This window comes from Paenibacillus sp. YN15 (genome assembly GCF_003285005.1).
GTDB lineage: Bacteria > Bacillota > Bacilli > Paenibacillales > NBRC-103111 > Paenibacillus_AR.
Genome location: NZ_QMFA01000013.1, coordinates 111,622 through 135,936 on the forward strand (window position 1 = coordinate 111,622; position 24,315 = coordinate 135,936).

General features: G+C 53.0%; 23 protein-coding genes and 1 pseudogene. 10 read left to right on the forward strand and 14 right to left on the reverse strand.

Going from position 1 to position 24,315, the window contains the following annotated elements:
* Positions 1–199: 199 nt before the first annotated feature.
* Positions 200–1,120, reverse strand: a complete 921-nt coding sequence (locus DQG13_RS12835; RefSeq protein WP_113020163.1) for an NAD-dependent epimerase/dehydratase family protein — start codon at positions 1,118–1,120, stop codon at positions 200–202.
* Positions 1,121–1,391: 271 nt separating this feature from the next.
* Between DQG13_RS12835 and DQG13_RS12840 the strand changes: the two genes are divergently transcribed.
* From DQG13_RS12840 to DQG13_RS12850, 3 genes are read left to right on the forward strand one after another with little or no spacing between them, the layout of a single operon-like run.
* Entirely contained in the window at positions 1,392–1,679 is a 288-nt protein-coding gene (locus DQG13_RS12840) for a nucleoside-diphosphate sugar epimerase (protein WP_113020164.1), read from the forward strand.
* A 15-nt stretch (positions 1,680–1,694) separates the two neighbouring features.
* Positions 1,695–2,027 (forward strand): alpha-helical endospore appendage domain-containing protein, encoded by a 333-nt coding sequence (locus DQG13_RS12845; RefSeq protein WP_113020165.1) that lies wholly within the window; start codon positions 1,695–1,697, stop codon positions 2,025–2,027.
* Positions 2,024–2,317: a hypothetical protein gene (locus tag DQG13_RS12850; protein WP_113020166.1), complete on the forward strand. Its 294-nt coding sequence runs from the start codon at positions 2,024–2,026 to the stop codon at positions 2,315–2,317. The genes DQG13_RS12845 and DQG13_RS12850 overlap by 4 nt, the downstream gene beginning before the upstream one ends.
* A gap of 340 nt (positions 2,318–2,657) precedes the next feature.
* Here the strand turns inward: DQG13_RS12850 and DQG13_RS12855 are convergent, their stop codons facing one another.
* Complete coding sequence (locus tag DQG13_RS12855) at positions 2,658–3,608, reverse strand: MraY family glycosyltransferase (RefSeq protein ID WP_258525652.1); 951 nt, start codon at positions 3,606–3,608, stop codon at positions 2,658–2,660.
* 459 nt (positions 3,609–4,067) lie between these two features.
* On the opposite strand from DQG13_RS12855, the gene DQG13_RS12860 reads away from it, so the two are divergent.
* Positions 4,068–4,400, forward strand: a complete 333-nt coding sequence (locus DQG13_RS12860; RefSeq protein ID WP_113020168.1) for an MmcQ/YjbR family DNA-binding protein — start codon at positions 4,068–4,070, stop codon at positions 4,398–4,400.
* A 37-nt stretch (positions 4,401–4,437) separates the two neighbouring features.
* Here the strand turns inward: DQG13_RS12860 and DQG13_RS12865 are convergent, their stop codons facing one another.
* Positions 4,438–5,178: a GTP pyrophosphokinase gene (locus DQG13_RS12865; RefSeq protein WP_113020169.1), complete on the reverse strand. Its 741-nt coding sequence runs from the start codon at positions 5,176–5,178 to the stop codon at positions 4,438–4,440.
* A 380-nt stretch (positions 5,179–5,558) separates the two neighbouring features.
* On the opposite strand from DQG13_RS12865, the gene DQG13_RS12870 reads away from it, so the two are divergent.
* A complete protein-coding gene (locus DQG13_RS12870) occupies positions 5,559–6,251 on the forward strand; it encodes a class I SAM-dependent methyltransferase (protein WP_113020170.1) in 693 nt (230 codons plus the stop codon).
* Positions 6,252–6,280: 29 nt separating this feature from the next.
* On the opposite strand, the gene DQG13_RS12875 is transcribed toward DQG13_RS12870, so the two are convergent.
* Positions 6,281–7,213 (reverse strand): helix-turn-helix domain-containing protein, encoded by a 933-nt coding sequence (locus tag DQG13_RS12875; RefSeq protein ID WP_113020171.1) that lies wholly within the window; start codon positions 7,211–7,213, stop codon positions 6,281–6,283.
* A gap of 149 nt (positions 7,214–7,362) precedes the next feature.
* Between DQG13_RS12875 and DQG13_RS12880 the strand changes: the two genes are divergently transcribed.
* The gene (locus DQG13_RS12880; RefSeq protein ID WP_113020172.1) at positions 7,363–8,277 is read left to right on the forward strand and encodes a DMT family transporter; all 915 of its coding nucleotides are present in this window, start codon (positions 7,363–7,365) and stop codon (positions 8,275–8,277) included.
* Between the two features lie 14 nt (positions 8,278–8,291).
* Here DQG13_RS12880 and DQG13_RS12885 read toward each other — a convergent pair.
* Positions 8,292–8,634, reverse strand: a pseudogene (locus tag DQG13_RS12885) (helix-turn-helix domain-containing protein).
* Positions 8,635–8,855: 221 nt separating this feature from the next.
* Between DQG13_RS12885 and DQG13_RS12890 the strand changes: the two are divergent.
* Entirely contained in the window at positions 8,856–10,487 is a 1,632-nt protein-coding gene (locus DQG13_RS12890; RefSeq protein ID WP_113020173.1) for an S-layer homology domain-containing protein, read from the forward strand.
* Between the two features lie 77 nt (positions 10,488–10,564).
* Here the strand turns inward: DQG13_RS12890 and DQG13_RS12895 are convergent, their stop codons facing one another.
* Positions 10,565–12,064 carry a stalk domain-containing protein gene (locus DQG13_RS12895; RefSeq protein ID WP_258525653.1) on the reverse strand — a complete coding sequence of 500 codons (1,500 nt, stop codon included), beginning with the start codon at positions 12,062–12,064 and terminating at the stop codon, positions 10,565–10,567.
* A 365-nt stretch (positions 12,065–12,429) separates the two neighbouring features.
* Between DQG13_RS12895 and DQG13_RS12900 the strand changes: the two genes are divergently transcribed.
* On the forward strand, positions 12,430–14,712 hold the full coding sequence (locus tag DQG13_RS12900; RefSeq protein ID WP_113020175.1) for a helix-turn-helix domain-containing protein: 2,283 nt from the start codon (positions 12,430–12,432) through the stop codon (positions 14,710–14,712).
* An 89-nt stretch (positions 14,713–14,801) separates the two neighbouring features.
* On the opposite strand, the gene DQG13_RS12905 is transcribed toward DQG13_RS12900, so the two are convergent.
* The 4 genes from DQG13_RS12905 to DQG13_RS12920 form a co-directional block, all read right to left on the reverse strand.
* Positions 14,802–16,412, reverse strand: coding sequence for an extracellular solute-binding protein (locus tag DQG13_RS12905; RefSeq protein ID WP_113020176.1), 1,611 nt, complete (start codon positions 16,410–16,412; stop codon positions 14,802–14,804).
* Between the two features lie 126 nt (positions 16,413–16,538).
* The gene (locus DQG13_RS12910; protein ID WP_113020177.1) at positions 16,539–17,420 is read right to left on the reverse strand and encodes a carbohydrate ABC transporter permease; all 882 of its coding nucleotides are present in this window, start codon (positions 17,418–17,420) and stop codon (positions 16,539–16,541) included.
* Between the two features lie 15 nt (positions 17,421–17,435).
* Entirely contained in the window at positions 17,436–18,374 is a 939-nt protein-coding gene (locus DQG13_RS12915) for an ABC transporter permease (RefSeq protein WP_258525662.1), read from the reverse strand.
* A gap of 272 nt (positions 18,375–18,646) precedes the next feature.
* Positions 18,647–19,546: a LysR family transcriptional regulator gene (locus DQG13_RS12920; protein WP_220094369.1), complete on the reverse strand. Its 900-nt coding sequence runs from the start codon at positions 19,544–19,546 to the stop codon at positions 18,647–18,649.
* A gap of 134 nt (positions 19,547–19,680) precedes the next feature.
* Here DQG13_RS12920 and DQG13_RS12925 point away from each other — a divergent pair, with 134 nt between their 5' ends.
* Both DQG13_RS12925 and DQG13_RS12930 read left to right on the forward strand, forming a co-directional pair.
* Positions 19,681–20,640: a DMT family transporter gene (locus DQG13_RS12925; RefSeq protein WP_113020208.1), complete on the forward strand. Its 960-nt coding sequence runs from the start codon at positions 19,681–19,683 to the stop codon at positions 20,638–20,640.
* A 27-nt stretch (positions 20,641–20,667) separates the two neighbouring features.
* Entirely contained in the window at positions 20,668–21,786 is a 1,119-nt protein-coding gene (locus DQG13_RS12930) for a PRK06851 family protein (protein WP_113020179.1), read from the forward strand.
* A gap of 115 nt (positions 21,787–21,901) precedes the next feature.
* Here the strand turns inward: DQG13_RS12930 and DQG13_RS12935 are convergent, their stop codons facing one another.
* The 4 genes from DQG13_RS12935 to DQG13_RS12950 form a co-directional block, all read right to left on the reverse strand.
* A complete protein-coding gene (locus DQG13_RS12935; protein WP_113020180.1) occupies positions 21,902–23,122 on the reverse strand; it encodes a Ger(x)C family spore germination protein in 1,221 nt (406 codons plus the stop codon).
* A gap of 74 nt (positions 23,123–23,196) precedes the next feature.
* Positions 23,197–23,571 (reverse strand): monovalent cation/H(+) antiporter subunit G, encoded by a 375-nt coding sequence (gene mnhG / locus DQG13_RS12940; RefSeq protein ID WP_113020181.1) that lies wholly within the window; start codon positions 23,569–23,571, stop codon positions 23,197–23,199.
* Positions 23,546–23,839: a Na(+)/H(+) antiporter subunit F1 gene (locus DQG13_RS12945; RefSeq protein ID WP_113020182.1), complete on the reverse strand. Its 294-nt coding sequence runs from the start codon at positions 23,837–23,839 to the stop codon at positions 23,546–23,548. Before DQG13_RS12945 ends, mnhG begins: the two co-directional genes overlap by 26 nt.
* Entirely contained in the window at positions 23,836–24,315 is a 480-nt protein-coding gene (locus DQG13_RS12950; protein ID WP_113020183.1) for a Na+/H+ antiporter subunit E, read from the reverse strand. The genes DQG13_RS12945 and DQG13_RS12950 overlap by 4 nt, the downstream gene beginning before the upstream one ends.

Genomic DNA, 24,315 nt, shown 5'->3' on the forward strand with positions numbered 1-24,315 from the left:
CCCTTATTATGGGTAAGCCGCAGGTTGCCAAAGGACGCCGCAGGCGTTTTTCTTACCACATCAGAATGTGTAAGTTCTTTACAGTGCTAAAGTGCGTAAGGAAAACATTCTGATTGGCGATAAAAACTTCCGCTTAACGCGGTCGCTCCTCCTCGAAATACTCCGATAGGAGTTTTTCTCAACGCCGGCGCGGCCGGCTTCAGCCGGAAGGGGGAAACCAGTGGCGGTAGGTTTCCTCCAGCCCCTGGCGGAAGCTGACTGCGGGCTGCCAATGGAGCCGCTTCTGCGCCTTAGCGTTGGCCAGACAGCTGTGCCGGATGTCGCCGGGCCGGGCGGGCCCGTACTGCACCTGCACGCCGCCGGGATGCAGCTCCCGGAGCAGCCGGGTGATATGGTTGACGGAGGTAGTGTGCCCCGTGCTGATCTGGAAGGTCTCCCCGTCTCCCGCCTCCACCGCCGCCAGGTTGGCCGCCACCACATCCCGGACATAGATGAAATCCCGGGTTTGTTCGCCGTCCCCGTGAATCCGCAGGGGTTCGTTTTTGGCCAGCTTCTCCATGAACAAGGCGATGACGCCGCCTTCCCCCTTGGCCGTCTGGCCGGGGCCGTAGACATTGCCGTACCGCAGAACGGTGTAGGGCAGGCCGTGCAGACGCCGGAACACCTCCAGGTACTGCTCGCCCGCCCATTTGGACATGCCATAGAAGGAGATGGGCTGGGGCGGGTCCTCCTCGGTTATCCGCTCCCGGCTTAATTCCCCGTAAACGGCGGAAGTGGAGGAGAAAATCAGCTTGCGGACCTGAGCTGCCCGACATGCCTTGAGAATCCGGGCCGTCCCGATGATGTTAATGGCCGCATCCGTGTCCGGCTCCTTAATGGAGCGTTGAACATCCGCCTGGGCGGCCAAATGGAACACGATGTCCGGCCGGATGGCGGCAATCCGTTCCTCCGCCTCCGGCTGACGGATATCCACAATATGAAGGGCGGCCCCCTGGGGAACCTTGGAGGCATGGCCCGTGGACAGATCGTCCATAACATGGACCTCCCATTGCCGCTCCAGCAGCTCCCTGGCCAGGTGGGAACCGATAAAGCCTGCGCCTCCCGTAACGATTGCTTTCATGCCGCTTCCTCCTTCACAAAAAACAGGGCTGCTGCGCGCCGGGTTTAAGGCAAATCCGTGCAGGCTGGCTCCCGCGGCGCGCCGATAGACTATCCTACGCTGCTTTCGATTGGCGCGTACAAGACATCAGCCCGGCCGCGGGATTTTTGGCTGTCTGCAGGGAGCGGGGCATGAAGGACAAAGCTGTTTTGTTCCAATTTTTGGCCGGCTGCATATGCTGTGAATGACGGGTACACGATTGCGCATTTCCGTGAAAAAAGGGAGTGAGGGAATGAACGAACGCATCGACTGGGTCCTGCACCATATGGCCAAATCTCACCGTGAGCTGGCCCGCATTCTGAAGGCGGAGCGGGATTTGGCCTGCCATGCGGCAGGGCTGGTGATCAATATCCCCCATGCCCATATGGCCGGCGCAGGGGTGGACAGCGTGAAGAGCCAGTCTCACGATCTGTCCAAGAATATTGCCGTTTATTTGAACGGTCTGGCGGATTTGGAGGAGGCCTTGGCGGAAAATCTGGAGCCGGTGATTAAGGAGCTTCAAGGCCAAGAGGAAGAATGAGAGGAGGAGGCGTACATGAAACGCGGTGAGACTCTGCTCGATATGCTGGAATCATCGGCGCTGATGCAGGAGCATATTTCGGTGATTCTGGAGGCCAAGGCGCTGGAGGCGGAGCAGCGCCGGGCATGGGTATGCGGGCACATGCGCGAAAGCTGCTATCCCGGCTGCGAGGAATTCCACAAGAACGCTCTGGAGCTGCATGAGAACATCGTGGAGGTGATCGCAGGCATCACCCGGATGGAGCAGGGGCTTGCCAAGAATCTGGGGATTCTGATTCAGAAGGAAGAATCGGAGGGAACCGGAGGCAGTCTGGCGGATCTGTTCGGCGATTCGGGAGATGACGCATGACGCCCAAGGAGCGGGAGATGGAGATCAGGCTGGATATCCTCAGTTCGCTGGCCCGGAGCCAGCGTGCCCTGGCGGATATGCTGGAGGGCATCGCCGCCCTGACGCTGGATTCTCCCGAGGCTGCGGAACAGCTCAGACGCCAGGCGGAGGTGCTGGTCCGGCATCAGACGGTTCTGGCGGAGAAGCTGTACGGTATCCGGATTTCCCTGATCGTGAAGGGAAAGCCCGGCAAGGTGTGGCTGTCGGGGAAGCTGCGGCGGGGAGCCGGATGCGGCTGCCGGAGAAAGTGAGCCGGCCAGATGGAGGGGCGGTGCGGGCCGGCAGAAGTGAAGCGGATGCTATAACGGAAATAACCCAGTGCCGGGGCGGACTGGGTTATTTGTTGTTGCGTTAAGCATACGCGGCGCCGCTTCTGGCGATCCGTCTTTTATCCGGACCGAGGTTCCGTTATCACGACGAAAAACCTCGTTTTCCCATTTATGCGGACTGTGGTTCCGTTATGCGACTGCAAAATGCGATATTGGGCGCCTCCAGAGACAAATAACGCATCGTCTGTCCGCGAAATGCTCAAAAGGGAGCAATTTTGAAAAATAGCGGATCGTCTGTCCGGACAGCCCCCGTCCTGCTCCATTATCTCTTCGACCTTATTTGCTGAAACCGCATCAGTATCCGCTTTTTCTTAATAATGCCCACCAGCTCCGCGGCGGCTACCACGAATAAGGATATCAGAATCATGACACAAACCGTGGTAACCTGGGATTCCGACGCTTTAGTCAGAATAATGGCGCAGGCGCCGAAAAAACAGGAGATGCCGTACATGACATATACCGCCTGCTTTTTGGTTAAGCCGTAGTCCACCAGATTATGATGGAGATGCCCCCGGTCGGCAAGGTAGACAGGCTTATGATTCAGCCAGCGCCGGGTCATTGCCAGCAAGGTGTCAAACAGGGGAACCCCCATAATGACGATGGGGATGATGAACGAAACAAACACCGCTTGCTTGAAGCCCATGATGGACATGGTGGCAAGGAAAAAGCCGATGAACGCCGATCCGGACTCGCCCATAAAAATTCTCGCCGGCTCAAAGTTGAAGAACAGGAACCCCACCAGACTGCCAAGCAAAACACTGCACAACAGCACAACGGGCAAATTGCCGGTGATCAATGCGATAATGATGGTGGTAATTAGCGCAATGGCGCTAACCCCGCCGGCCAGCCCGTCCAAGCCGTCAATCCAGTTCACGGCGTTAATCACGCCCATAATCCAGAACATGGTCAGAGGGATGGAAATCCATACAGGAAAGAAAAAATCATTCCCAAAAGGGATATGTATTTGATCAATCGTCAGGCCGGAACCAACCACCACCAGCGTGGCGATGAATTGCCCCAAGGCTTTCCACTTGGCCGACAAGGTATATTTATCATCCAAAATTCCGGTTATTTCGATGATCAAGGCTGCCAGGAGAATTCCGGCGATGGTGCTTTTATCCATATGAAACCATGGCAGCAGCAGAAGCAAGGCGATCATAAAGGAGGAGAAAATTGCGACTCCGCCCAGTCTGGGCATGATGGAATGATGCATGGTGCGCTCATTGGGAACAGCAACTGCTTTTAAGAAATGAGATAGCCGGATGACCAAGGGCATGAACAAAAATAACAGTAATAGCGATAAACCAAATCCAATGGGAGCGATTATGTACACTGTTAAAACCCTCATTTCGATTCATATTTACATAATCTATTTTTACCACACTTGATTGTTGGTTACAATTGTCCACAAAAAAAGCCGCAGTATGCGGCTCTATCAAAATTTGGTATAATAATTGAAATAGACCGCCCCCCTCGCCAAGGTGCGCGGTCCATTCTTGTGACGCAATACCCGAAGCCGACCGCCTTTCAAGCGGTTGCTGCACACTGAGGGGCTGTTAGCGCAGCTCCTCTTTATCATTCTACCCACAGTATAGCACACCTATGACCGTTTGTCTTACCCTGTAAGACGAATGAATGGGAAGAATTTCTGTCCATCCGGGGGTGAGAGGCCTTGCAAACCAGGCAGGAAGCCATTGATTATTGTTTAACGCTGGGGAATACGTATGAGGATTATCCGTTCCGCGACCCCAATTGGACCGTGATGCGGCATCGGGCCAACCGCAAAGTTTTTGCGTGGATTTTTGAGCGGAACGGCCTGATGTGGATCAACGTGAAATGCGGGCAGGGGTTCCTGGAGCTGTGGCGCCAGATGTTTCCTTCCGTCATTCCGGCGTACCATCTGAACAAGGAGCATTGGAACTCCATCATCCTGGACGGCACTGTACCGGAGGAAGAGATTCACGAGATGATTGGGCAAAGCTATGCCTTGACCCAAAAGAAATAGAGCCGCGGGACCTGTTGAGGCCCCAGCGGCTTTGTTTTTACCATTTCTGCGAATTCGCCAGCTTCAGCAACGCCTGGGGAATGGTGATGTCCTGGTTCAGGAGAAGCAGCGTCTCCGGAGCATGTGCCCCTTGGGACACGTCGGTGAGCTTGATGGTTTCAATTTCCTTGTGCAGCTTTTCCATCTTCATATCCAGGGCCATGGCCGAATTGGCGGCATCGGTCAGTTCATCCAGCAGGCGCTTGGGGACGGAGCCTTCATACTTATAGAAAATTTTGTGCTCCAGGCTGGCCCAAAAATCCATCGCAATGGTCCGGATCTGCACCTCCACATACACCAGCTCCTGCCGGTCCGACATAAAGACGGGAACCTGGAGAATCAGGTGAAGGCTGCGGTAGCCGTTGGGCTTGGGATGTTTGATGTAGTCCTTCACCTCGACCACCGTAATATCCTCCTGGCTTTGCAGCATGCTGCTGATCCAGTAAATATCCTCGGTGAAGGAGCAGGTAATGCGCAGGCCCGCAATATCCCGGATGTTTTCCTTGATGCTGGAAAGGGAATCGCCCACGCCCTTGCGGGCCAGCTTCTTCAGAATACTTTCCGGCGACTTGACCCGGGATTTGGTATGCTCTATGGGGTTATATTCATGCAGGGAATGAAATTCGTCGTTCAAAATTCTGATTTTGGTTTCGAGCTCCTCCAGAGCAAACTTGTACATCATCATAAACCGGGTCAGATTATGTTTGAGCGTTCTAAGCTGTTCAAACTGGTTGTCCATTTAAAGTCTCCTGTTCCACATATAAGTCCTCGAAGCCATGCGCTCTCATGGTGAAAGAACGCTTGGGGTATGACAATATTTTATCACGCGGACAACGGGCAAGTAAATTGGATGAAACGGGAAGACTCCGCGAGCGGAACCAGCCCGGCTATAATCATTTTTAATGATTATGGATGAAAGCATTCCCGCAATGATAGAATACACATACCGACATGCAACTAACTTTAAATAGGTGGAGCGCGAATTTTCCCACTCGATGATTGTCTGTCAGGATAACTGCATCGCTATCAAGCCCGGCGGGGATCAGCATCGCAACAAGGCTCCGCGGAGCTGGGACACCATCAACATCGACCAGTTCAGGTGTAAAGGAGCATTGAAAAATGGCGGATGGAGGAAGCAAGCTTTATGATGTTTGGTGGCAAAACCTTTCGGAAGGCGAGCAGCAAATGGAGGAGCGCCACCGCCAGGGCTGGCTGGAAATTATCCAGCTCGTACAGGAGGAGGATTTGCGGGGGATGTCTGTCCTCGATTTTGGCTGCAATCAAGGCGGCTTTCTGCGTTATCTGTACGAAAGAAAACCGTTTAAGGAGGGCTTTGGCACGGATTTGGCGCAAAAGTCAATCGTTCTTGCCAACGAGCGCAAAGGGGAGCTGCCGCTTTCTTATGTGGCAACCGACTCGCCTGAGCAATTTCCCCACCGGTTCGATCTGGCCTTCAGCTTGTCCGTAATTTACTTAATTGAAGATTTGCCCACTCATGCCCGCAAAATACGGCAAGCCTTAAAACCGGGCGGCGTGTATTACACCACCTTTACGGATTACACGGGGAACCCCAGCGCGGACCATTTCCGGCAGCAGATTCAGGCCAACAGTCTATTGAAGGCGAATATGCATACACTGGATGATATCGCGTCCGCTTTTGTCAATGAAGGCTTTCAGGCCGAAATCCGCAGAAGGCAGCCCACGGGCTTTATCTCCGTCACGGCCAAGGATAAATTTATGCTGAGCATTCGGGATAAGATGCAGGCCCAATACGAGCAAGCCTATCTGTTCCGGTTTGTAGCCCGGGTCTGACAACACGGTGCACTTCCTTCTCCCCAACATCATATTGCTGAACATTTAGCCTCTACCCTGACCGGTGGAGGTTTTTTGTTGCTGCGCCCTGCTCGTGCGGATTCCTTTGGCGTAAGCTGAAGCTGCTTTTTGAAGGACTGGATAAAATGATTGACATGATTGAAGCCAACCCTCCGGGCAATTTCGGTTACGGGATAGTCGGTTGCCTCCAGCAGCTCGCAGCTTCTTTGAATCCGGTACTTGACCAGGTAGGCGTAGGGAGTCATATGAATGCTTTTTTTGAAGCTGCGTGTACATTCCGAAACACTCAAATGCGCCGCGTCGGCTATTTCCTTCAAGCTTATATTCTCTTTGTAGTTTTGGTGGATATGGCTGAGCATTAATTGCAGTCTCTCCTGCTGGAGTCTGTTGGGATTGGCGGACTCTTCTTCAGATAAGGAAATATTGGATATCAGAATCAGCCACAGCTGAACCGTTTGGATGGAAACTTCGTACTGCCACCCCCAGCTTTTTTTCATTTCAAAGCCTTTCTTCATATCCCAGAGAATGCGCAGAATTTGCTGATGCCATTCTTCATCCCCTTTGAGCTCCAATGATAATAAGTAGGAATTGGTAAAAGGCAGTACGTAGTTTTTTTCCATGGCGCTGTCCGAATAAAAGGCAAGAAGCTTCTCCGGGAAATTAAAGCTGACATATTCGCCGTCATGACTGAGCTGGGTAACAATATGCAGCACACTCTTATTGATAAAAATGGCCTGGCCGGCCTCCAAGTCAATATCGATTCCGTTGATTTGGATGGTCATCCTCCCTTTGGTCGCCAAAGTGATTTGCAATTCTTCATGCCAATGCAGATCCTGTACGCCTCTGCCTTCGGGAACGGATTTGTGATTCGTATGCGTGTACATAATGTACGGAAATGCCTCATCGGGATAGCGAATCGTTTCATGCAAGGGCTTTTTCAAGGCGAAGCTCCTTTGTTGACGATATTTCCATATAAATGAGAGATATAATTGCACAATTTAGGTCTTTGCGATGATATTATTATATCCAGCTTAGGCTCATCCTGACAATTCCCGTGCACAGGCAATTGTTCCAACAGCTTGGAGGCTCTATGGTTAAATTGAAGCAAGCTTCTTCACCTTCCCATCCGTATGTTCTGCTATTTATCAGCATTCTGTCTGTTTCCGTCTCTTCCATTTTGATCAAATTTTCGGATACCCCGACTTCCATAGCGGGGATGTACAGATTACTTTTTTCTGTAATCCTGATGCTTGCTTTTGTCCGCCGGGAAATGATCTCTTGTTGCCGGATGAGTAAAAGGGACTGGGGCATCGTTGTTTTGGCCGGCGTTTTTCTGGGATTGCATTTCTTATTCTGGATGGAATCCTTGGTTTATACCTCCGTGGCAAGCTCCATGGTCATCCTGTCTCTACAGCCGCTATTCGTTTTGATGGGCTCCTATTTTTTGTTCAAGGAACGCTCTTCCCCGCTCACCGCTTTTTGCTTGGCCGTTGCTTTTTTGGGGTCAATCCTGATCGCCTGGGGAGACATCGGCATCTCAAAGGAAGCGTTGATCGGAGACGGCTTATCGCTAATCGGCACTCTGTCCGTTTCGGCATATATGCTGGCTGGGCAGAAAGTAAGCGGCAAGATGGAAGCCAATGTCTACAGCGTCATCGTATTTTTGATTGGCGGCATGGTTTTGCTTCTTTATAATGTGGTGAATCATGTTCCTCTGGTGTCCTATGACTCCTCCGACTGGATTTATTTTTTGCTGCTGGCCATTATCCCGACTATTCTGGGGCAATACCTCTTTAATGTATTGCTGGGATCACTGGGAGCTGTCACCGTCTCAGTGGGGATTATTGGAGAACCTGTTCTGGCCATTATTCTGGCTTATCTGTTGTTGGGAGAAGCGGTTTCCCTGTTTCAATTTTTGGGAGCGGGAATAACCTTTGGCGGCATGGCCATGTATTTTTGGTCAAAATCCATTGGAAAAGAGAGAGCGAAGGATGCCAGCTGTTGAGGAATATAATTGGGTTAGTCACGCTTATATTTTTCCTTCAGTATGCCGGAGGCCACTCCTCCGACAACCATGAACAGCAATGAGCCGAAATTCCAAAAGAGCTTTCCGCCATACAGCCCAATATCCATGTCCGCCACTTTGTTCAGCAACAAGACCGCCAATTTGATCACCAGCAGCAGAACGCCTGCCAAAAAGAGGACGTCAAACAGAAACTTTAATTTGGGGTGGGCCAATTGCCTGCTGCCCGTTCTCCCACTTGGAGACGGATTGCCGGCTTACAAAAAGCTTCTCGGCCAGTTCTTCCTGCGACCAGCCCTTTTTGTTTCTTTCCGCTTTCAATTTCTCTCCGAAAATCATAGCAGCAGCTGCCTTTCCGCAAAATTTATAAGCTTATATTATGTGAATCCTGTGCACAAATAAAGACCGCATTCGTTGCACCGCCATGGCAACCTCATGTTGCGGGCCTGATTGTGATGCAATATCCTTAATCTTTTGCAACAATTGACAATGACAGCTCGTCTGATGCAATGTATAGTTAGTATTATCCTATTTCCTATTCTATTCTTAGTGGAGGTCTCATGAAAAAAGTAGCAGCTTTGCTTGCAACCGGCACGATGGCACTTTCCTTGTATACAGGCGCTGCCTTGGTGCAGCCGATCGGAACCTCGTTTGCCGCGTCCCTGACGGCGGAACACTTCAAGGATCTGGAGAATGCCGATCCCGGCCTGAAGGCCAAGATTGACGCGATGCTGGCCGCCGATATTTTTGAAGGCGTGTCCGGCGACACATTCGGCATTGACCAAAATATGACCCGCGCCCAATTCGCCAAGGTGGCGGTGCTCCTCTTTAAGCTTCCGTTGGATACATCCGTGCAGGCCTCGAGCTTCTCCGATGTCCGGGCGGAGGACCCGGCCAACGGCTGGGCCATTCCTTACGTTGAAGCTGCCCGCAAGGCCGGTCTGATCGACGGCGTTACGGATACCACCTTTGCGCCGGGAGAGCAAGTGACAGCTGGCCAGCTGGACGCGATCCTGCTGAGAGGGCTGGGCAAATCCGTCGATACAACGGGAGCCGTGTGGTATGCCGATGCGGTGAAGCAAGCCGGAGCGTTGGGCTTCCATCCCGCAGGCAAAACCGGAGAGGTTGCGGCCGACCGCGCCGATCTGGTCAACAGCTCCTACACGGTGAAGCAGCTGGTGGACAAGCCGGTGACTCCTCCCGAGACAACGCCTGTGTCCGTGGTTTCCGCCCAGCCGGCAAGCGATAATCTGAAGGTTCAGGTTACCTTCGATGAGGCAGTGGACACGGCAAAAGCGGTTCTTTCCCTAAGCAAAGGCACAGCAGCTGTCCAGACTACGGTCTCATGGTCTGCAGATAAGAAGTCTGCCACCCTGACAGCCGCCGCGGCTCTCACGGCAGGCGACTATACCGTTGCCCTGAGCGGTCTGGAGGCTTCCGACATCAAGCAAGCTACTGCATCCTTCAACATTCCTGCGGCAAATGTTTCCTTCGGATCGGTAACAATCGGCAACCTCACCTATAGTATTCCGCAAGACTACGAGCTTGCAAATGTGGTGGACAGCGGCTTGACCGAAGCGGCAACCGGCGCCGATGGCCTGGAGACAAGGGCCAATGCGGAGGACCCCACGGTCAGCAAGCTGGCCAAGGAAATCAAGATCAAGCTGACCTCCGGCGGAGATGAGGTGGCGGTGCCCGGCATTATCCAGAGCATCGTGTCCACTGACCCCAGCATCATCAAAACCGGCGTATCTGCAGATCACCGCGGCTATGCCCTCGGCCTCAAAACCGGGACCGCTACACTGACGATTTCCTTCCAAGCGGTGAACGGGGATACGAAGCTGATCCAAACCACTGTTACGGTGAAAAGCGAGCGTGTAGCCGCCAATGCCATTAAAGTGGAAAACTCCACCTACGAGCACAAACTGGCGGATTCCAGCCAATTCGACGCATACGAAGCGATGGGGTTGACCATTACGGACAACTTCGGGACAGAATACGAGAAGGGCGAGATTAAAAAGTATAATTTCGCGCTGGGTACGATGTTCACTGTATCCGCGGTTGAAGGCGGAGGCAGCGTCTCTGTTGGCCAGGACGGCATAGTCAGCCTGTCCGGCAGCGTAACCTCCTTCGAGCTGAACGCCATATTGTTTAACGGCGAACGGGCTACCACCTATGTGAATGTAAACTAAAACGAAAAACAGCTCTTGCAGAGACAGATGTCCTGCAGGAGCTGTTTTTTTTGCGATGCGGGGAGACGGAGGGAGGTTTAGTACGTAATTATAACCGTCCGCGTGGTGTCCATATATTCGACCTTGGCGCCGAGCACCTCCGACAGCAGCCTTACCGGAATAATCGTGGTGTCATTGTCCAGAATGGCCGGGGAATCCGTTGCCACCTCCACACCATTCAGCGCATAAGCATCTTTGGTTGTGAAGAGAGTGACGGTTCTGTCCTGTTTCGTATATATGGCCGCCTTCTGTTCATCGTCCCAGGTGACGGACGCCCCCAGCGCCTGGGCCAAATCCCTTACCCACAGATAAGAGTTTCCGTCCTTAATGATCGGCTTCTGCTTCATGGGCACCCGGATATTATCCAGGATGAATTGATCATCTGTCAGCCCAAACGAAACCACATGCTGCAGCTTGTCGGGCTGGTCCATTTTCTTCAGATACGCGGCGGAATCCTTGTGCAGCTTGGTTTTGCCCATATACTCCAGAGGCTCCGTGCGGAAGCTCCATTCCTTCTCATAGATTTTGGGCTGATTATCCTCAATGACGGATAATTTAATATATGCCGTGTACACCGTATCCGGGGAGAGCGGCTTCGCCGGAATCAGCATCACCTCATTTTGCAGATGATCATCATCCTCGGGTGTATTCAGCAGCAGCTCCAGCTTCTTGCCTGTACTGTCCGTCAGCCTGGATTCCACCAATTTTACGTCTCTGACAAATTTTCCTGACAGCTGAGCCATAATCGGATAACCTACAGGATATTTCACGCTGGGGTGGTTTCGGATAGGGTCGGGAACCTCATGGCCGTCAAACTGAGCCGGAACATAGGGATCGCCGGGAGCCGGAGAAACCACCAGCCGCGAGTTCCATTCATTGGTTAATCCAAATTCAATAACCGTATACTCCCCTTGTTTATGGAAACCAATTTCCACGGCATCAAGCGTCAAGAACGGCATACGATGATAAGGGGCGTCGAAAAGATTATCAATCGCTTGGGTGACCGTTGCATTCGGACTTCCAATGAAGGAGACATCCTCTGAAAAATTGCCTATATAACCTGTATACATGCCCCGTTCATACAGCTCGTTTCCGATATAGCCGGGGAGCTTGCTGTTTTCCTCGTGCATCGATACTCCGGATAAGCCGACCTTGTTGGTGTCCAAATATTGGGCGTGCAGCTTGGCCGCATACGTCAGATTCTTATTGTAGGCAAGGGGATTCAAGCCGTGCAAGGCCCTGTAATCGTTTATCGCCTGAATGCCTTCCAATTGCTGGTCCGTAGGGGCTGCGGGCAGCTCAGAAACCGCCTTTTCGTCAACGCGGAAGGTCCAGCTTTTCTCAAGGGGCAGGTAGTCGGAGTCCTTAAGCTCCAACACAACATCTACCGTATGTTCTCCCGCTTTTAAATCCTCCGACGGCGTATAGGACAGGATCATTCTCCCGATGTCCCACTGGGCGTCCACTTCAACCTGGTCGATTTTCATTTTGTAGCTTTTGAATTCGGGTGTGATATCGCTTTTTACAAATTCAAACATGATGGTTGGCCTCATTAATCCGACGCGTCCCTGCGGATACCAGAAGGAAGAATAAGAGGCCGCTTCAGCTTGCGGCTGGGCCACCAATAATCCTGGAATTGCGATAAGAAGAACAAGCAGTACGTGTAAAAGCTTTTTCCCATACACCATAGATGATTTCCCTCCGCCTTGTGCGATAATGATATATCTTCTTCTAAAATTTTCACGTCTTCCATTTATTACTATTCTACCTTATTCGACATTTTCCTTCTTTCCCTTTTTTGTATAAATTTAAAATATATAATCGCCTTGTTTGATGGAGTGAAAGCGGATACAATTGAAGTGATACTCAATTTTTCCACGCCAAAGACCAGTGGTGATGAATCATGAAGCATCATTATAAGAAAAGCTTGGCCATCATTCTCACCATATCCAGCATCCCCGGCTTTATTATTGCCGCTCTGGTGTATTGGATGGGGGGCGGCCGTTTGGAAAGGGAGCTGCTTCATCTCCATCAGCTTCAGATTGAACAGGGCGCGCACAATATTGACCAGCAGCTCAGCAATCTGGAGGTGATGCTGTCCCACTGGGCTTCCGATAATCAATTTGACTACACCCTTCAGGAAGTGGATTTTCACAAGAATTATGACCGGGTGAAGGATATCACCCAAACCCTGTTGGTTATGGAGGGCTCCAATACCTTGACCAAGCGGGTGGAGCTTTGTCTTTACAAGCCGTCGGCCATTTTGTTTGATCCCCAGTATTCCTCTATTGGCAAGGAGAGGTTTAACCAAGTATACCAAGGCCTGCTCCAGACGGACAAACCTTCCTTCTGGACCCAGTGGGCATTCGATCCCGATCAGCCGGACGAGAAGGATATTACCCTGGTGCAGCATATTCCGGGGGGCAGCTCCCAGCCCTTCGGCGCCCTGCTGCTGCGGCTGGATTCGGACAAAATTTCCAGCATGATCAAGTCGCTGATGCCTTATAACGAAGAGGAGAGCTTCCTGATTCAGGATTCAGGGGGCCTCTATTTTTCCGCAAGCGGAGCAGATGCGCAAGCTCCTTTGGTGAAGGCGCTGCGGGAAAAAATCGGGGAAGAGCCCTCTGAGCGGTCCTTTTTCTACGATTGGCAGGGTGTTACCTATACGGTATCCTACGGAACCTTCAGCAGAATCGCCTCCAACTGGACATATGTTTCCGCTTCTCCTGTCCCCAGCATTACCATGCCGGTGCTGTTTATTTCCAAGCTTATCTTCATGCTCAGTATTGTGGCGCTTGTGTTGGCCGGGGTTCTGTCCTGGTTCGCCTCGCACCGCATCTTTTCTCCGGTGAAGCGTCTGGCCCGGCAACTGGCGGGAGACCCGCATGTGCAATACAACAAGGGGGATGAATTTGCGGTTATTGAAAAGCGGTGGAGCCTGCTCCATGAACAAAGCCATGAGATGCAGAATCGGCTGTCCGGGCAGCTGCCGCATGTCCAGGAGAGCTTTTTGCGCCAGCTGATCCAAGGGTATTATTACGCTTATTCGGAGGAGGACTTGAAGCGCCGGATGGAAAGCTTCAGGTGGGAGATCCGCGACAGGCTTTTTGTTGTGATGTATGTTCAGCTGACGGGGATCACAAACCGCGGGGGCAAATTCAAGTTCGGCGATGAAGGCTTGGCGACCTTCGCGGCAGTGAACATTATCAGCGAATTGGCGGGGCTTCATTTTGAACAGCATAATGCCATCAACCTCCATAATCTGAAGGCTGCGTTGCTGGTGATTGCTCCCAATCATGAGCCCTTGGCCGGCAAGCTTCAGACCTTTTCGGAGGAGCTGACCCAGGCGTTCAGCCAGGTGCTGAACATGCATATGACCATGGTCATCAGCCGGCCCGTCGGCCGGATTACGGAGATTCCCGCGGCCTTCGAGGGAGCCCGGCAATGGGCCGCCTTCCGCAACTTCTCCAGCAAAAATCAGGTGATTCATATGGACCGCCAGCCGGATATCCCGGCGGATGAAGAGCTCCAATACCCTCTCGCTCTGGAGCGGGAGCTGATCCAGGCCTTGCAGATCGGGCAGGAGGAGACTGCCTATCAGCTGCTGGAGTCTTTTTTGGCGGCGCTTGCGGTTGAGGGGGCCAAGGAAATTGAGGTGCAGATGGGTATGCTGCATCTTCTGGGAAGCATCCAGCATGCGGTGATGACATCGGGAATCCATCCCAACCGGTTGTTCAAAGGGGCGAATATGTATGAAGCCCTGTCCCAAATCCGCGAGCCCCGCTTCATTCTGGAATGGTTCCGGGAGAAAATTGTGGAGCCGTACCTGCAGGAAATTGTGCAGCGGACGGATACCCAGGCGAAGCGGGTTGCGGAGCAGGCGGTGGAGTATATCCGGCAATATTACATGAAGGATATTTCGCCGGAAAGCTGTGCGGAGCATACGGGGGCTACGCTTTTCTCTCTCTGCAGGTCCTTTAAGCAGGCAACAGGCAAGCATTTTATGGACTTCGTGATGGAGGTCCGGATGGATAAGGCCAAGCAGCTTCTGCGGGATACGGATCTCCTGATCAGCGATGTAGCCGAACAGGCCGGTTTCCAGAACAGCAACTTCCACCGGATATTCAAGAAGCAGGAGGGGATGAACCCTACCCAATACAAGGAATTCAGCCGCGGTAAGGGGTAGAAGCAGTTCCCCAACCGAAGAGGCGGAGCATCAATAGAAGCTGCAGCGGACATGAAGACCGCTGCAGCTTCTGCATTTACGAAACGGGATTATTTCTTTTGGGCAGCCACATACAATTCGTTCATTTCCTTCACCAGGTCGTCGCCGCCGGACTTCTTCCAGGTTTCAAAAGCGGCGCGCAGGCCGGCTTCGTCGATTTGGCCCACGATGAACTTGATGCGGGCGTCGTTGATGATGTTTTCCAATTGCGGTCCCTTTTGGTTGTACACATCGGAAATCAACGGAGCGGCAGGGTTAGCCACGATGAATTCTTCATTTTTCTTGATCAGCTCGGTTTGCTTCTTTCTAAGCGCGGTTTGCTTCACTGTCAGGGCGCTGCTCTTCGGCAGGAAGGAGAGCATTTGGTTCAGGCCTTCCACCTCGGATTCCAGCAGAACCGTATCCTTGCTGATGGTGACATTCTTCTCGGCATCGGTGGTGTAGTGCTTGCCTTCCAGACCGAAGCTCAGCAGCGTTTGCATGTCCGGATCATTCACCTTGTCCAGGAATGCCAGAATCCGCTTCAGTTCAGCCTCTGTCTTGACAGAGGATTTCGGAATGGACATCATGCCGGAGTAGCCGGCAGTGGGCAGGGTATGCAGCTTGCCGTCCTTGCCCAGCACGCCGCTGGCAACGTCAACATAATGAATGTCCGGATTGTCCTTGCCTTCCTTGGCCAATGCGGCATGGATCTTGTCGTCGGCGCGGGCGCCGCCGTCGATTACGTCCACGATTACGCCGGCCTGGTTGTTGACCATGGGGTCCACCCACTTGGCGCTGTCGAAGACGGCAAAGTCGGAGTTGATCAGCTTCTCGTCATACAGCTTCTTCATGAACTTCAAGCCGTCGATGTATTCCTCGTATTGATGCTCGGGAACCAGCTTGCCGTCCTTGATGCCCCACTTGTTGGGAGAGCCGAACCACAGCTTGATGATATCGAAGCCGCTGGCCCAGCCGCCGGTCCATTTCACCAGCACCATGCCGTAGGTATCGTTCTTGCCGTTCTTGTCCGGGTCCTTTTCCTTAAACGCTTTCAACATGTTGTAGAAATCGTCGATGGTCTTCGGCTCCTGCAGGCCAACGGCATCCAGCCAATCCTTGCGGTAGTAGTAGCCATTGCGGCCCAAATCGCGGCCGCGGTATACGCCGTAGATCTTGCCGTCGATGGAGCTGTTGTTCAATACAGTGGGGTTGGCTCCGGACAGGTTCTTGTAATCCTTCAGATACGGGCTCAGCTCCCAGAAGGCGCCGGAGCGGACTGCATTGACGAAGCTGGAGGATTTGTCGCTTAATACGGCAATCAGGTTAGGCAGCTTGCCGGATGCCAGGGTAATGTTGAACTTGTCGTTGTAGGACGCGTTGGGCACCCACTCGAAGTGAATGTTGCTGTTGGTTTGCTTCTCCAGCTCCGCTGCAACAGGGCTGTCATCCTTGGGGAAGTTGGTCTTGAAGACCGGCAGCATGATGGTCAGTTCAAGAGGCGGCTGCTGGGTGGGGGCCACACTTGCCGCTGCCGTTGGAGCGGCTGACGCGGCGCCGGCGGAAGGGGAAGCCGCGCTTTCATTATTGCCGCCGCCGCAGCCTGCAAGTGTACCGGCAGCAATGGTTCCTACCGAAACAACTGCAACAAAACGTTTCATGCTGCTTGCTTTTCTTTTCATTGTGTACCCTCCTTGTAATGGTTAAGCAGATTAGGAATAGTCAAGCATGTATGGAATAACTCCAGATGGAGAAATCCGCTGTCCGGGAATAACCTGGTCTGCATCTTCGTTGCGCCTCCGAAGGGCTTACCCCTTGACGGAGCCAATCATCACGCCCTTGGCAAAATGCTTTTGCAGGAACGGGTATACGCACAGGATGGGAATCGTACCCACCACGATAACCGCCATCTTGATGGACTGCTCCGGTGGTTTCACGAAGTTGGGGTCCATGGAATTCAAGTCCCCGGCTGCCTGGGACAGCATGACGATCTGGCGGAGCATCACCTGCAGGGGCCACTTGGCCGGGTCATTGATGTACAGCAGGGCCGAGAAGAAGTTGTTCCAATGGCCTACCGCGTAGAACAGGGTGAAGGTAGCCAGCACCGGCTTGGACAGAGGCAGGACGATCTTCCACAGCAGCCCCAGCTCCTGGCAGCCGTCGATCCGGGCCGCTTCCTCAATTTCGGCCGGCAGCTCCTGGAAGAAGTTCTTCACAATAATCAGGTTGAAGGCGCTGATGGCTCCGGGAAGAATCAGCGCATTGAACGAATCCAACAGATGCAGCTCGCGGATGACCAGATAGGTGGGAATCATCCCGCCCCCGAACAGCATGGTGAAGATCACCATGTTCAGGAACATATTGCGGCCCATCAGGCTGCGCCGGGCCAGGGGATAGGCCATGGTCACGGTGAAGAACAGGTTGACGATGGTGCCGACAACGGTGACATAAACGGAAACCCCGATGCTTCGCATGATGGAATCCGTGGAGAAAATAAACTCATACGCGTTCAGCGTGAAGGTTTCCGGGATCAGGAATACGGCGCGCTGGGTAATTTCCGCATCGGAGGCAAAGGAGCCTGCGATAATAATGATGAATGGCAGAATGGCGACAATTCCGGCTGCTCCAAGAAAGAGGTAGTTGGATACGTCGAAGATCATTCCGCCGGTTGTTCTGTATTGCTTGGCCATCGATTGATCCTCCTCTTAATAAAGTCCGGATTGCCCGAATTTTTTGGCCAGCCAGTTGCTTCCCAGCACCAGCGTCACGCCGATGACGGACTTGAAGAGGCCGACTGCCGTACTGTAGCTGAACGCGCCCTGGGTAATACCCATGGTATAGACATAGGTATCGAAGACCTCCGCCACCTCGCGGTTAAGCGCATTCATCATCAGGTAAATTTGCTCGAAGCCGTTGTCCAGAATATTGCCCATCCGCAGGATCAGCAGGATGACGATAGTGCTGCGGATGGAGGGCAGGGTAATATGCCAGGTTTGCTTCCAGCGGTTGGCCCCGTCCATAATCGCCGCCTCATATTGCTCTATATCCACGCCGGCCAAAGCCGCCAGGAAGATAACCGTCCCCCAGCCGCATTCCTTCCAGATGGTCTGAATGATGATCAGCGGTCTGAACCATTTCGGATCAGTGAGGAAGGAGATTTTTTCCCCCGTTAATTGAAAGATAAATTCATTGATGGTGCCGCCCTCCGTGGTCAAGAGGATGTAGGTCAAGCTGACCACGATAACCATGGAGATAAAGTGGGGCACATACACCAGGGTCTGAACGGACCGTTTGTACCACGAGAGCCTGACCTCATTCAGCAGAAGCGCCAGCAGGATCGGGGCGGGAAATGAAAAGACCAGACTATATAAGGATAAAACCAGAGTATTCCGCAGCAGCATGCCAAACTCAATATTTTGAAAGAACATAGTGAAGTGGTCGAAGCCTACCCAGTCACTTTTGAGAAAACCAAGGAAGGGCTGGTAATTCTTAAAGGCCAGCAGAATGCCCCACATGGGCACGTACTTAAAGATGATGAAGTAAAGCAATCCGGGTGTAATCAACAGATACAACCACTTGTCTCTCTTCAACCGCTTATTGAACAGATTCCATTTGCTCTTCCGGGTACTTGGTACAACAGTCAGCTCATTCGCGGCTGTCGGCTCCACTCCCCATCACCTCCGGGTTGTCTTTGGCTTTTCTCGAGCGGGTTATGCCTCGATTATGTTCCATTGGGTAATCTGACAACAATGGGAGATTCTTGATTGGGCGAAAAATGGGCGTTTGGCTCCTCCGCCAAGAAAGTGCAAGGCCAGTTAAGCCCGGTTGCGGGGGAGGGGGAATGAGCCGGAATGATCTCCTGCAAAAGAAAAATCCCGATGGAATGAGCTTTCCATCAGGATTCGGATGCGGAGTCTTATTTGTTGGCGGCAGAATCGAATTGCTGCACGTCCGTATCGCTCAGATACCGGAGAAAGGCTTTGGTTACCACCGTTGCCGCGCCCACAGGCAAGGAAGCAATGCCGATGTTCCGGTATTGGGGCGGGTTCAAGGGTCTTGCCGCCATACGGAAGGTGACATTGCGGATCATGAGCTCCGACATGATGCTGATGCCAAAGCCGTTGGCCGCCATCGCCATGACGGAAATATCGTCATTGAGGATGTATTTGACTTTGGGCAGGGAGGGAGCATTCCTCAATACCGCTTGAATATCATTGTCCGACCCTTTCATGGGCATAATGAAGGGTTCTTTGATAATGTCCTCCAGGGCGAGGGTTTCCTTCTCTGCCAGGGGATGCCCCGGCTCCAGCAGCACCAGCAGAGGGTCCTGCTTGAGAGGGCGGAAATGAAGGGCTTCCGGAACCGGAGCGGTGAGAAAGCCGCAATCTATTTTTCCCTGGAGCAGCCATTCGGTGATCTCGTCATAATTGCCGTCCAGCAATTCAAACTCCACCAGCGGATACAGCTGCGAAAAGGAGCGGATAATTCCGGGAAGCCATTGGGCGGAAACGCTGGTGAAGGTGCCGACGCGGAGAGTTCCGGCCACCACATGATTGATATTGGCAATGGTCTGGGCCAAACTCCGCTGCTGGTTCACCAGACTCCGGACCCGCTCCAGAATCTGCTTGCCGTTGTCTGTAAGGGTTACGCCATTGCTGCTCCGCCTGAATAAGGCGAAGCCGGTTTCCTTCTCCAGGGCCGCAATCGCATGGCTGACTCCGGACTGGGTATAGCTGAGCGCTTCCGCCGCTCTTGTGATATTCCCCAGCTCCACCACCTTCAGGAAAATTTCATAGCGGTTGCTGTTAATGTTCAATGGAAGGCCTCCTGGACATTACGATCTCTCATGGTAGGGATGAATAACATTCTCTTCTCAAATGGTATGCCTTCACTATAATAATGGATGGAAATAAAAACAAGAGGACTTTGCAGCCCATGGGGGAGAACCTGATGATTGTTCAAAAGGCGGCTTATGCAACGAGGCAAACAGGCTGGACACAACAACGGGCGGATAGCTGCATCGCCTTGATCTCCATGGCATGGGGGGCTTCTTATCTTCTGATGAAAACCGGTCTTGACGGACTGGGACCGTTTAATTTGATCGGCCTGCGCTTCGGCATTGCCTTTTTGGTGACGGCGCTGCTCTTTCATAGAAGACTCCGGAAAGCCACTCTCCCGGTGATTGGCCGCGGAGCGGTTCTGGGTCTGACCTTATTCGGGATGTTCAGCTTTCTGATGTATGGCCTGCAAACCACCACTGCCTCCACCGCCGGTTTCCTGACCAGCACCACAGTGGTGTTTGTGCCGATTCTGCAAATGATCATTACACGGAAAAAGCCGCAAGGCAGAGTAGTTGCGGGAGTGGTTCTGACCATTACGGGTATTGCTCTGATGACTGTGCAGGATTCGCTGGCCTTGAACCGGGGGGCGGTATTCTGTCTCACCGGAGCCTTGCTGTATGCCTACCATATTATCCTGACAGACCGGTTCGCCCAGAAGGCGGAGGGATTGCTGCTGGGGATTTTGCAGCTTGGGTTTGCCGGCTTCTATGGGTGGATCGCCAGCTTCTTCTTTGAAGCTCCGTCTTTGCCTGCCGGTACGGCGCAATGGGGGGCGGTTTTGGGCTTGGCGCTGGTGTGCAGCGCATTCGGCTTTGTGATGCAGCCGATTGCCCAGACCTATACCACCCCGGAGCATACGGGCTTGCTGTTTGCCTTGGAGCCGGTGTTTTCCGCCTTGCTTGCGTTTATCTTTCTGCAGGAGATCCTGTCGGTCCAAGGGTACATCGGCGCCGCGCTTGTGCTGTGCAGCGTATTCGTTGCGGCGGCGAAGCCCGGAGGCCTTTTGAGGCGGCTGAGGCGGCGGCTGACAGGCACTCCCTTCCCGTCCGGCGCATACCGTAAGATGTAGGCGAATAACCGGAGAGGAAGTGGCAGGTTGAAGGGAAGAATACGAAGATACTTTGTTGGCGGGAATACAGCGCGGGGCTTTTATAGCCTGTATGAGTCAAATTTGCAGGGGCTGGAGCGTTTGTATACCGTAAGCGGCGGACCGGGGACGGGCAAGCAGGCGTTGTTGGAGGCGATTGGCGGGGAATGGGAGGAGCGGGGATATGATGTGGAATATATACACTCGCCGGCGGACAATGAGGAGCTGGACGGGGTCATCATACCGGCGCTGAAGGCCGGCATTGTGGATGCAACCCCTCCCTATAGCCTCGGTTCCGGGGCTGCCCTCGCGGCGGTGGAGCACATCAGCCTTGAGCAGGCGGCCGACCCTCAAGCGCTTGCAGACGGGCAGGAGGCGCTCCGGGATGCGCAGCTTAAAATGAAGGAAGCCTTCGAAGCGGCATACCGCCTTTTTGCCGAAGCCCTGAGCATTCATGATGACTGGGAGGCCATCTATTTCGAGAATATGGATTTCCGCAAGGCGGATGAGCTGACCGATACGCTGCTGCAGCGGCTGTTTGGAAGCACATTGGGGAACGGGACCGGGGTAGTGAAGCGCCGCTTTCTGGGAGCCGCCACACCGGCGGGAGCTGTGGATTTTGTGCCCAATCTGACGGAAGGGCTGTCCAAACGCTATTTTGTCAAGGGAAGGGCGGGAACGGGAAAATCCACCATGCTGAAAAGGATTGCTGCAGAGGCGGAAGCGAGAGGCCTGGATGTGGAAATCTATCATTGCGGCTTTGACCCCCACAGTCTGGATATGGTTATTGTGCGGCAGCTGAATTTCGCCATCTTCGACAGCACCAGTCCCCATGAATACTTCCCGGACCGGGAGGGGGATGAAATCATCGATACCTATGCGATTGCTGTTGCGCCGGGCACGGATGAACGGTTTGCGGAGCAGCTTCGGGAGGTGTCGGCCCGCTACAAGGCTAAGATGAAGGCGGCGATAGCCAGCCTGGCTGCAGGCAAGCAGCATCGGGATGCACTGGCGGAGATATACAGCAAGGCGATGAATGCCGGAGAATTGGACAGCTGGACGGCCTCCATCCGGGAGGAGCTGCGGCTGCGCAGCGAGGCTTTGGACGCGGGTGAAGCCCTTCATTGAGGAAGGAGAAAGCGCTCTCTTTGGCATGCAGAAGAAGGTCTGCCTCTGGCATGCCTTCCTTTTTTTGCCCTATTTTCACCTTCCGCATATCTGGCGATGCCCCCTTCCCTTCGCCCTACTTCTTTTCCTGAAGCTGATTAAATCCCTTGTTGCTCAAACCCACCTTCTTCATGTTAACCTCCGTTTTTACCTGCAGATTGATTTTGTTCAAAACCTCTATATGCTCCTCCTGCATTTGTCTCCATTGCCTGGGAAATCTTCGATAGATTTCGTCGGAAATTCCGGCTACATCCGCATTCGATCTTACAATCGCCGCCCACGCTTTGGTGCAGAGGGCTTCCACCTCCGCTTCCAGGCTTTGCTCCATCTTCTTAATAACCGCAGGGTCCAGCAAATCTTGCGAGCCTCCTGTTTCATTCAGCGATCCCGCAGACTTGATGGAGACGGTCACATTATATTCATCACCGCTCCTGCGGACGGAAAGCTTGGTTTTGGAATGAGAAATCTCGAAATTGGAATCCTTGACCGGGCTTTTATCCGGATCGCTTGCAAAAGAAATGCTGGAGCGATTGATTTTATCTTTTAGGAAAGCGACTCCCAAGGCTTCAGTTTCATTCATCCAACCCACAAGCTTGCTCTCCTTGACAATGGCTGCCCGCTTTAGCCTCAATTTGGAGGGGACGGTGGTCTGGTTGAACTGCTCGATACTGGTTACTTCCTTGCCTCCCGAAATCATGATTTCCGGAACAAGCACACTGTGAGAGGGACTAAGCTGATGCTTGATGATCTCATACATTCGGACATGGGGGATTTTGGATAAATAGCGCTGCTGCTTTTCCAGAATCCGCTCTACGCCAATGCCGGGAATGGGCTGAATGCTCAGTAGCTGCTCCAGAATGGACCGTGCGTCTCCGGAAGCAATCAGAACGCTAACCGTTTCCCGGGAGTCGGAGTTGCGCAGGTACAGGTCAATCATCTGGCTGAACCCTTTTTCGGCAGCTTCTTCACCGATGACCAACATGCTGTTATGTCCAAAATAAAGCTTCCGGGGAGCCTCCAGATAGCTTTTGGAAACGGCCGCTTTCATGGTGGGGCCTTCCGTGGAATACACCACCACGGGCACCTGGTCGTTTGGTCCGCCAGCTGCTCCGGCCGCCGCCGGAATGGCGGAGGGCACAATCACCTGAAAGGAAATGATCCAATTCCCCTTCTTGTCAATATCCATGGCCGATGCAGAGGTAATGGAGAGCTCGTTTAATTCGGTCCGGTCCCAGCACCCGCCGAGGAAAAGGGGAACCAAGAGCAAAGAAATGGTCAAAATTCTCTTTTTGAACATATCAAAGCCTCCTTTCAGATACAAATTATGGTTTGTAAAATAAAGGATGGCTATTCCCAATTCCCGTATGCCGATTATCGTTGTCCGCCTGCGGATTTCTCCGCACCGGCATTCTTTAAGTCATCTCTTACACTCATTCCGCACATCGGAACCCCGGAGCGGTAAGCGGCGCGCCCGTTGAGATGCCCGGCCACGGGGGAGGTCATGAATACGAACACGATTCCCAGAAGCAGCTTGATATTGACATATCCATCTGCCAGAAGAAGGTACAAGAAAACACCGGTAAGCACAAACAGCACCCCTAATGTTGCGCTTTTGGTGGCGGCGTGGGATCGGAGATATACGTCCGGCAGCCGGATCAGCCCGAATGCGCTAAGCGCTCCAAGCAAGGCTCCGACGAAAATGAATATAACCGACAGCAGCTCAGCTCCCCTGATGATCATCTCCATGCTCCATCACCCTCCCCCGTTCAATATATCTGGCAAACGATGTGGTTCCGATAAACGTCAGAATCCCGATAACAAGAATAATATCCATGAACACCTGGGTGTCCAGCAAAAGACTGGTTACGGCAATAATGGCCAGCAGATTGATGCCGATGGAATCCAAGGCGGCAATCCGGTCCGGCATGGACGGGCCCTTTAACAGGCGGTAGCCGCAGCCCAGAACCGCCAGGGACAAGAGCAGCAGGGAACAAGAGAGCAAGAAATCAATCAAGAGCGGGTCACCTCCCGAATGGCTTTTTCAAATGTGGTTCTGATTTGGTTGACCAGTTCATCCACATCTCCGATATCGATGGCGTGAATATACAGTGTGCTTTTGTCGGGAGAAATATCCAGCGTCAGTGTTCCCGGAGTCAGGCAAATCAGGCAGGACAGCAGGGTAATTTCCCAGTCGGATTTAAGCGCTGTGGGATAAGCAAAGATGCCGGGGCGGACGGCAAGCCTGGGGCGGAGAATATGCCCGATAACCGTTATGCTGGAGACGAACAGCTCACGGATGAACAACCCCAGCAGCTTCAGCACCGCCCATAGCCGGTGGAGATAGAAGCCTCCGGGCCAGCACTTTCTTAATCCGAAAAGGATCAACCCGCCGATTGCATATCCGATGGCAAATTGCAGAGCGGACACCTCATTAAAAAGAAACATCCAGACAAAGGCAATGGCGACGTTCAAAATTAGCTGCGAGCCCAT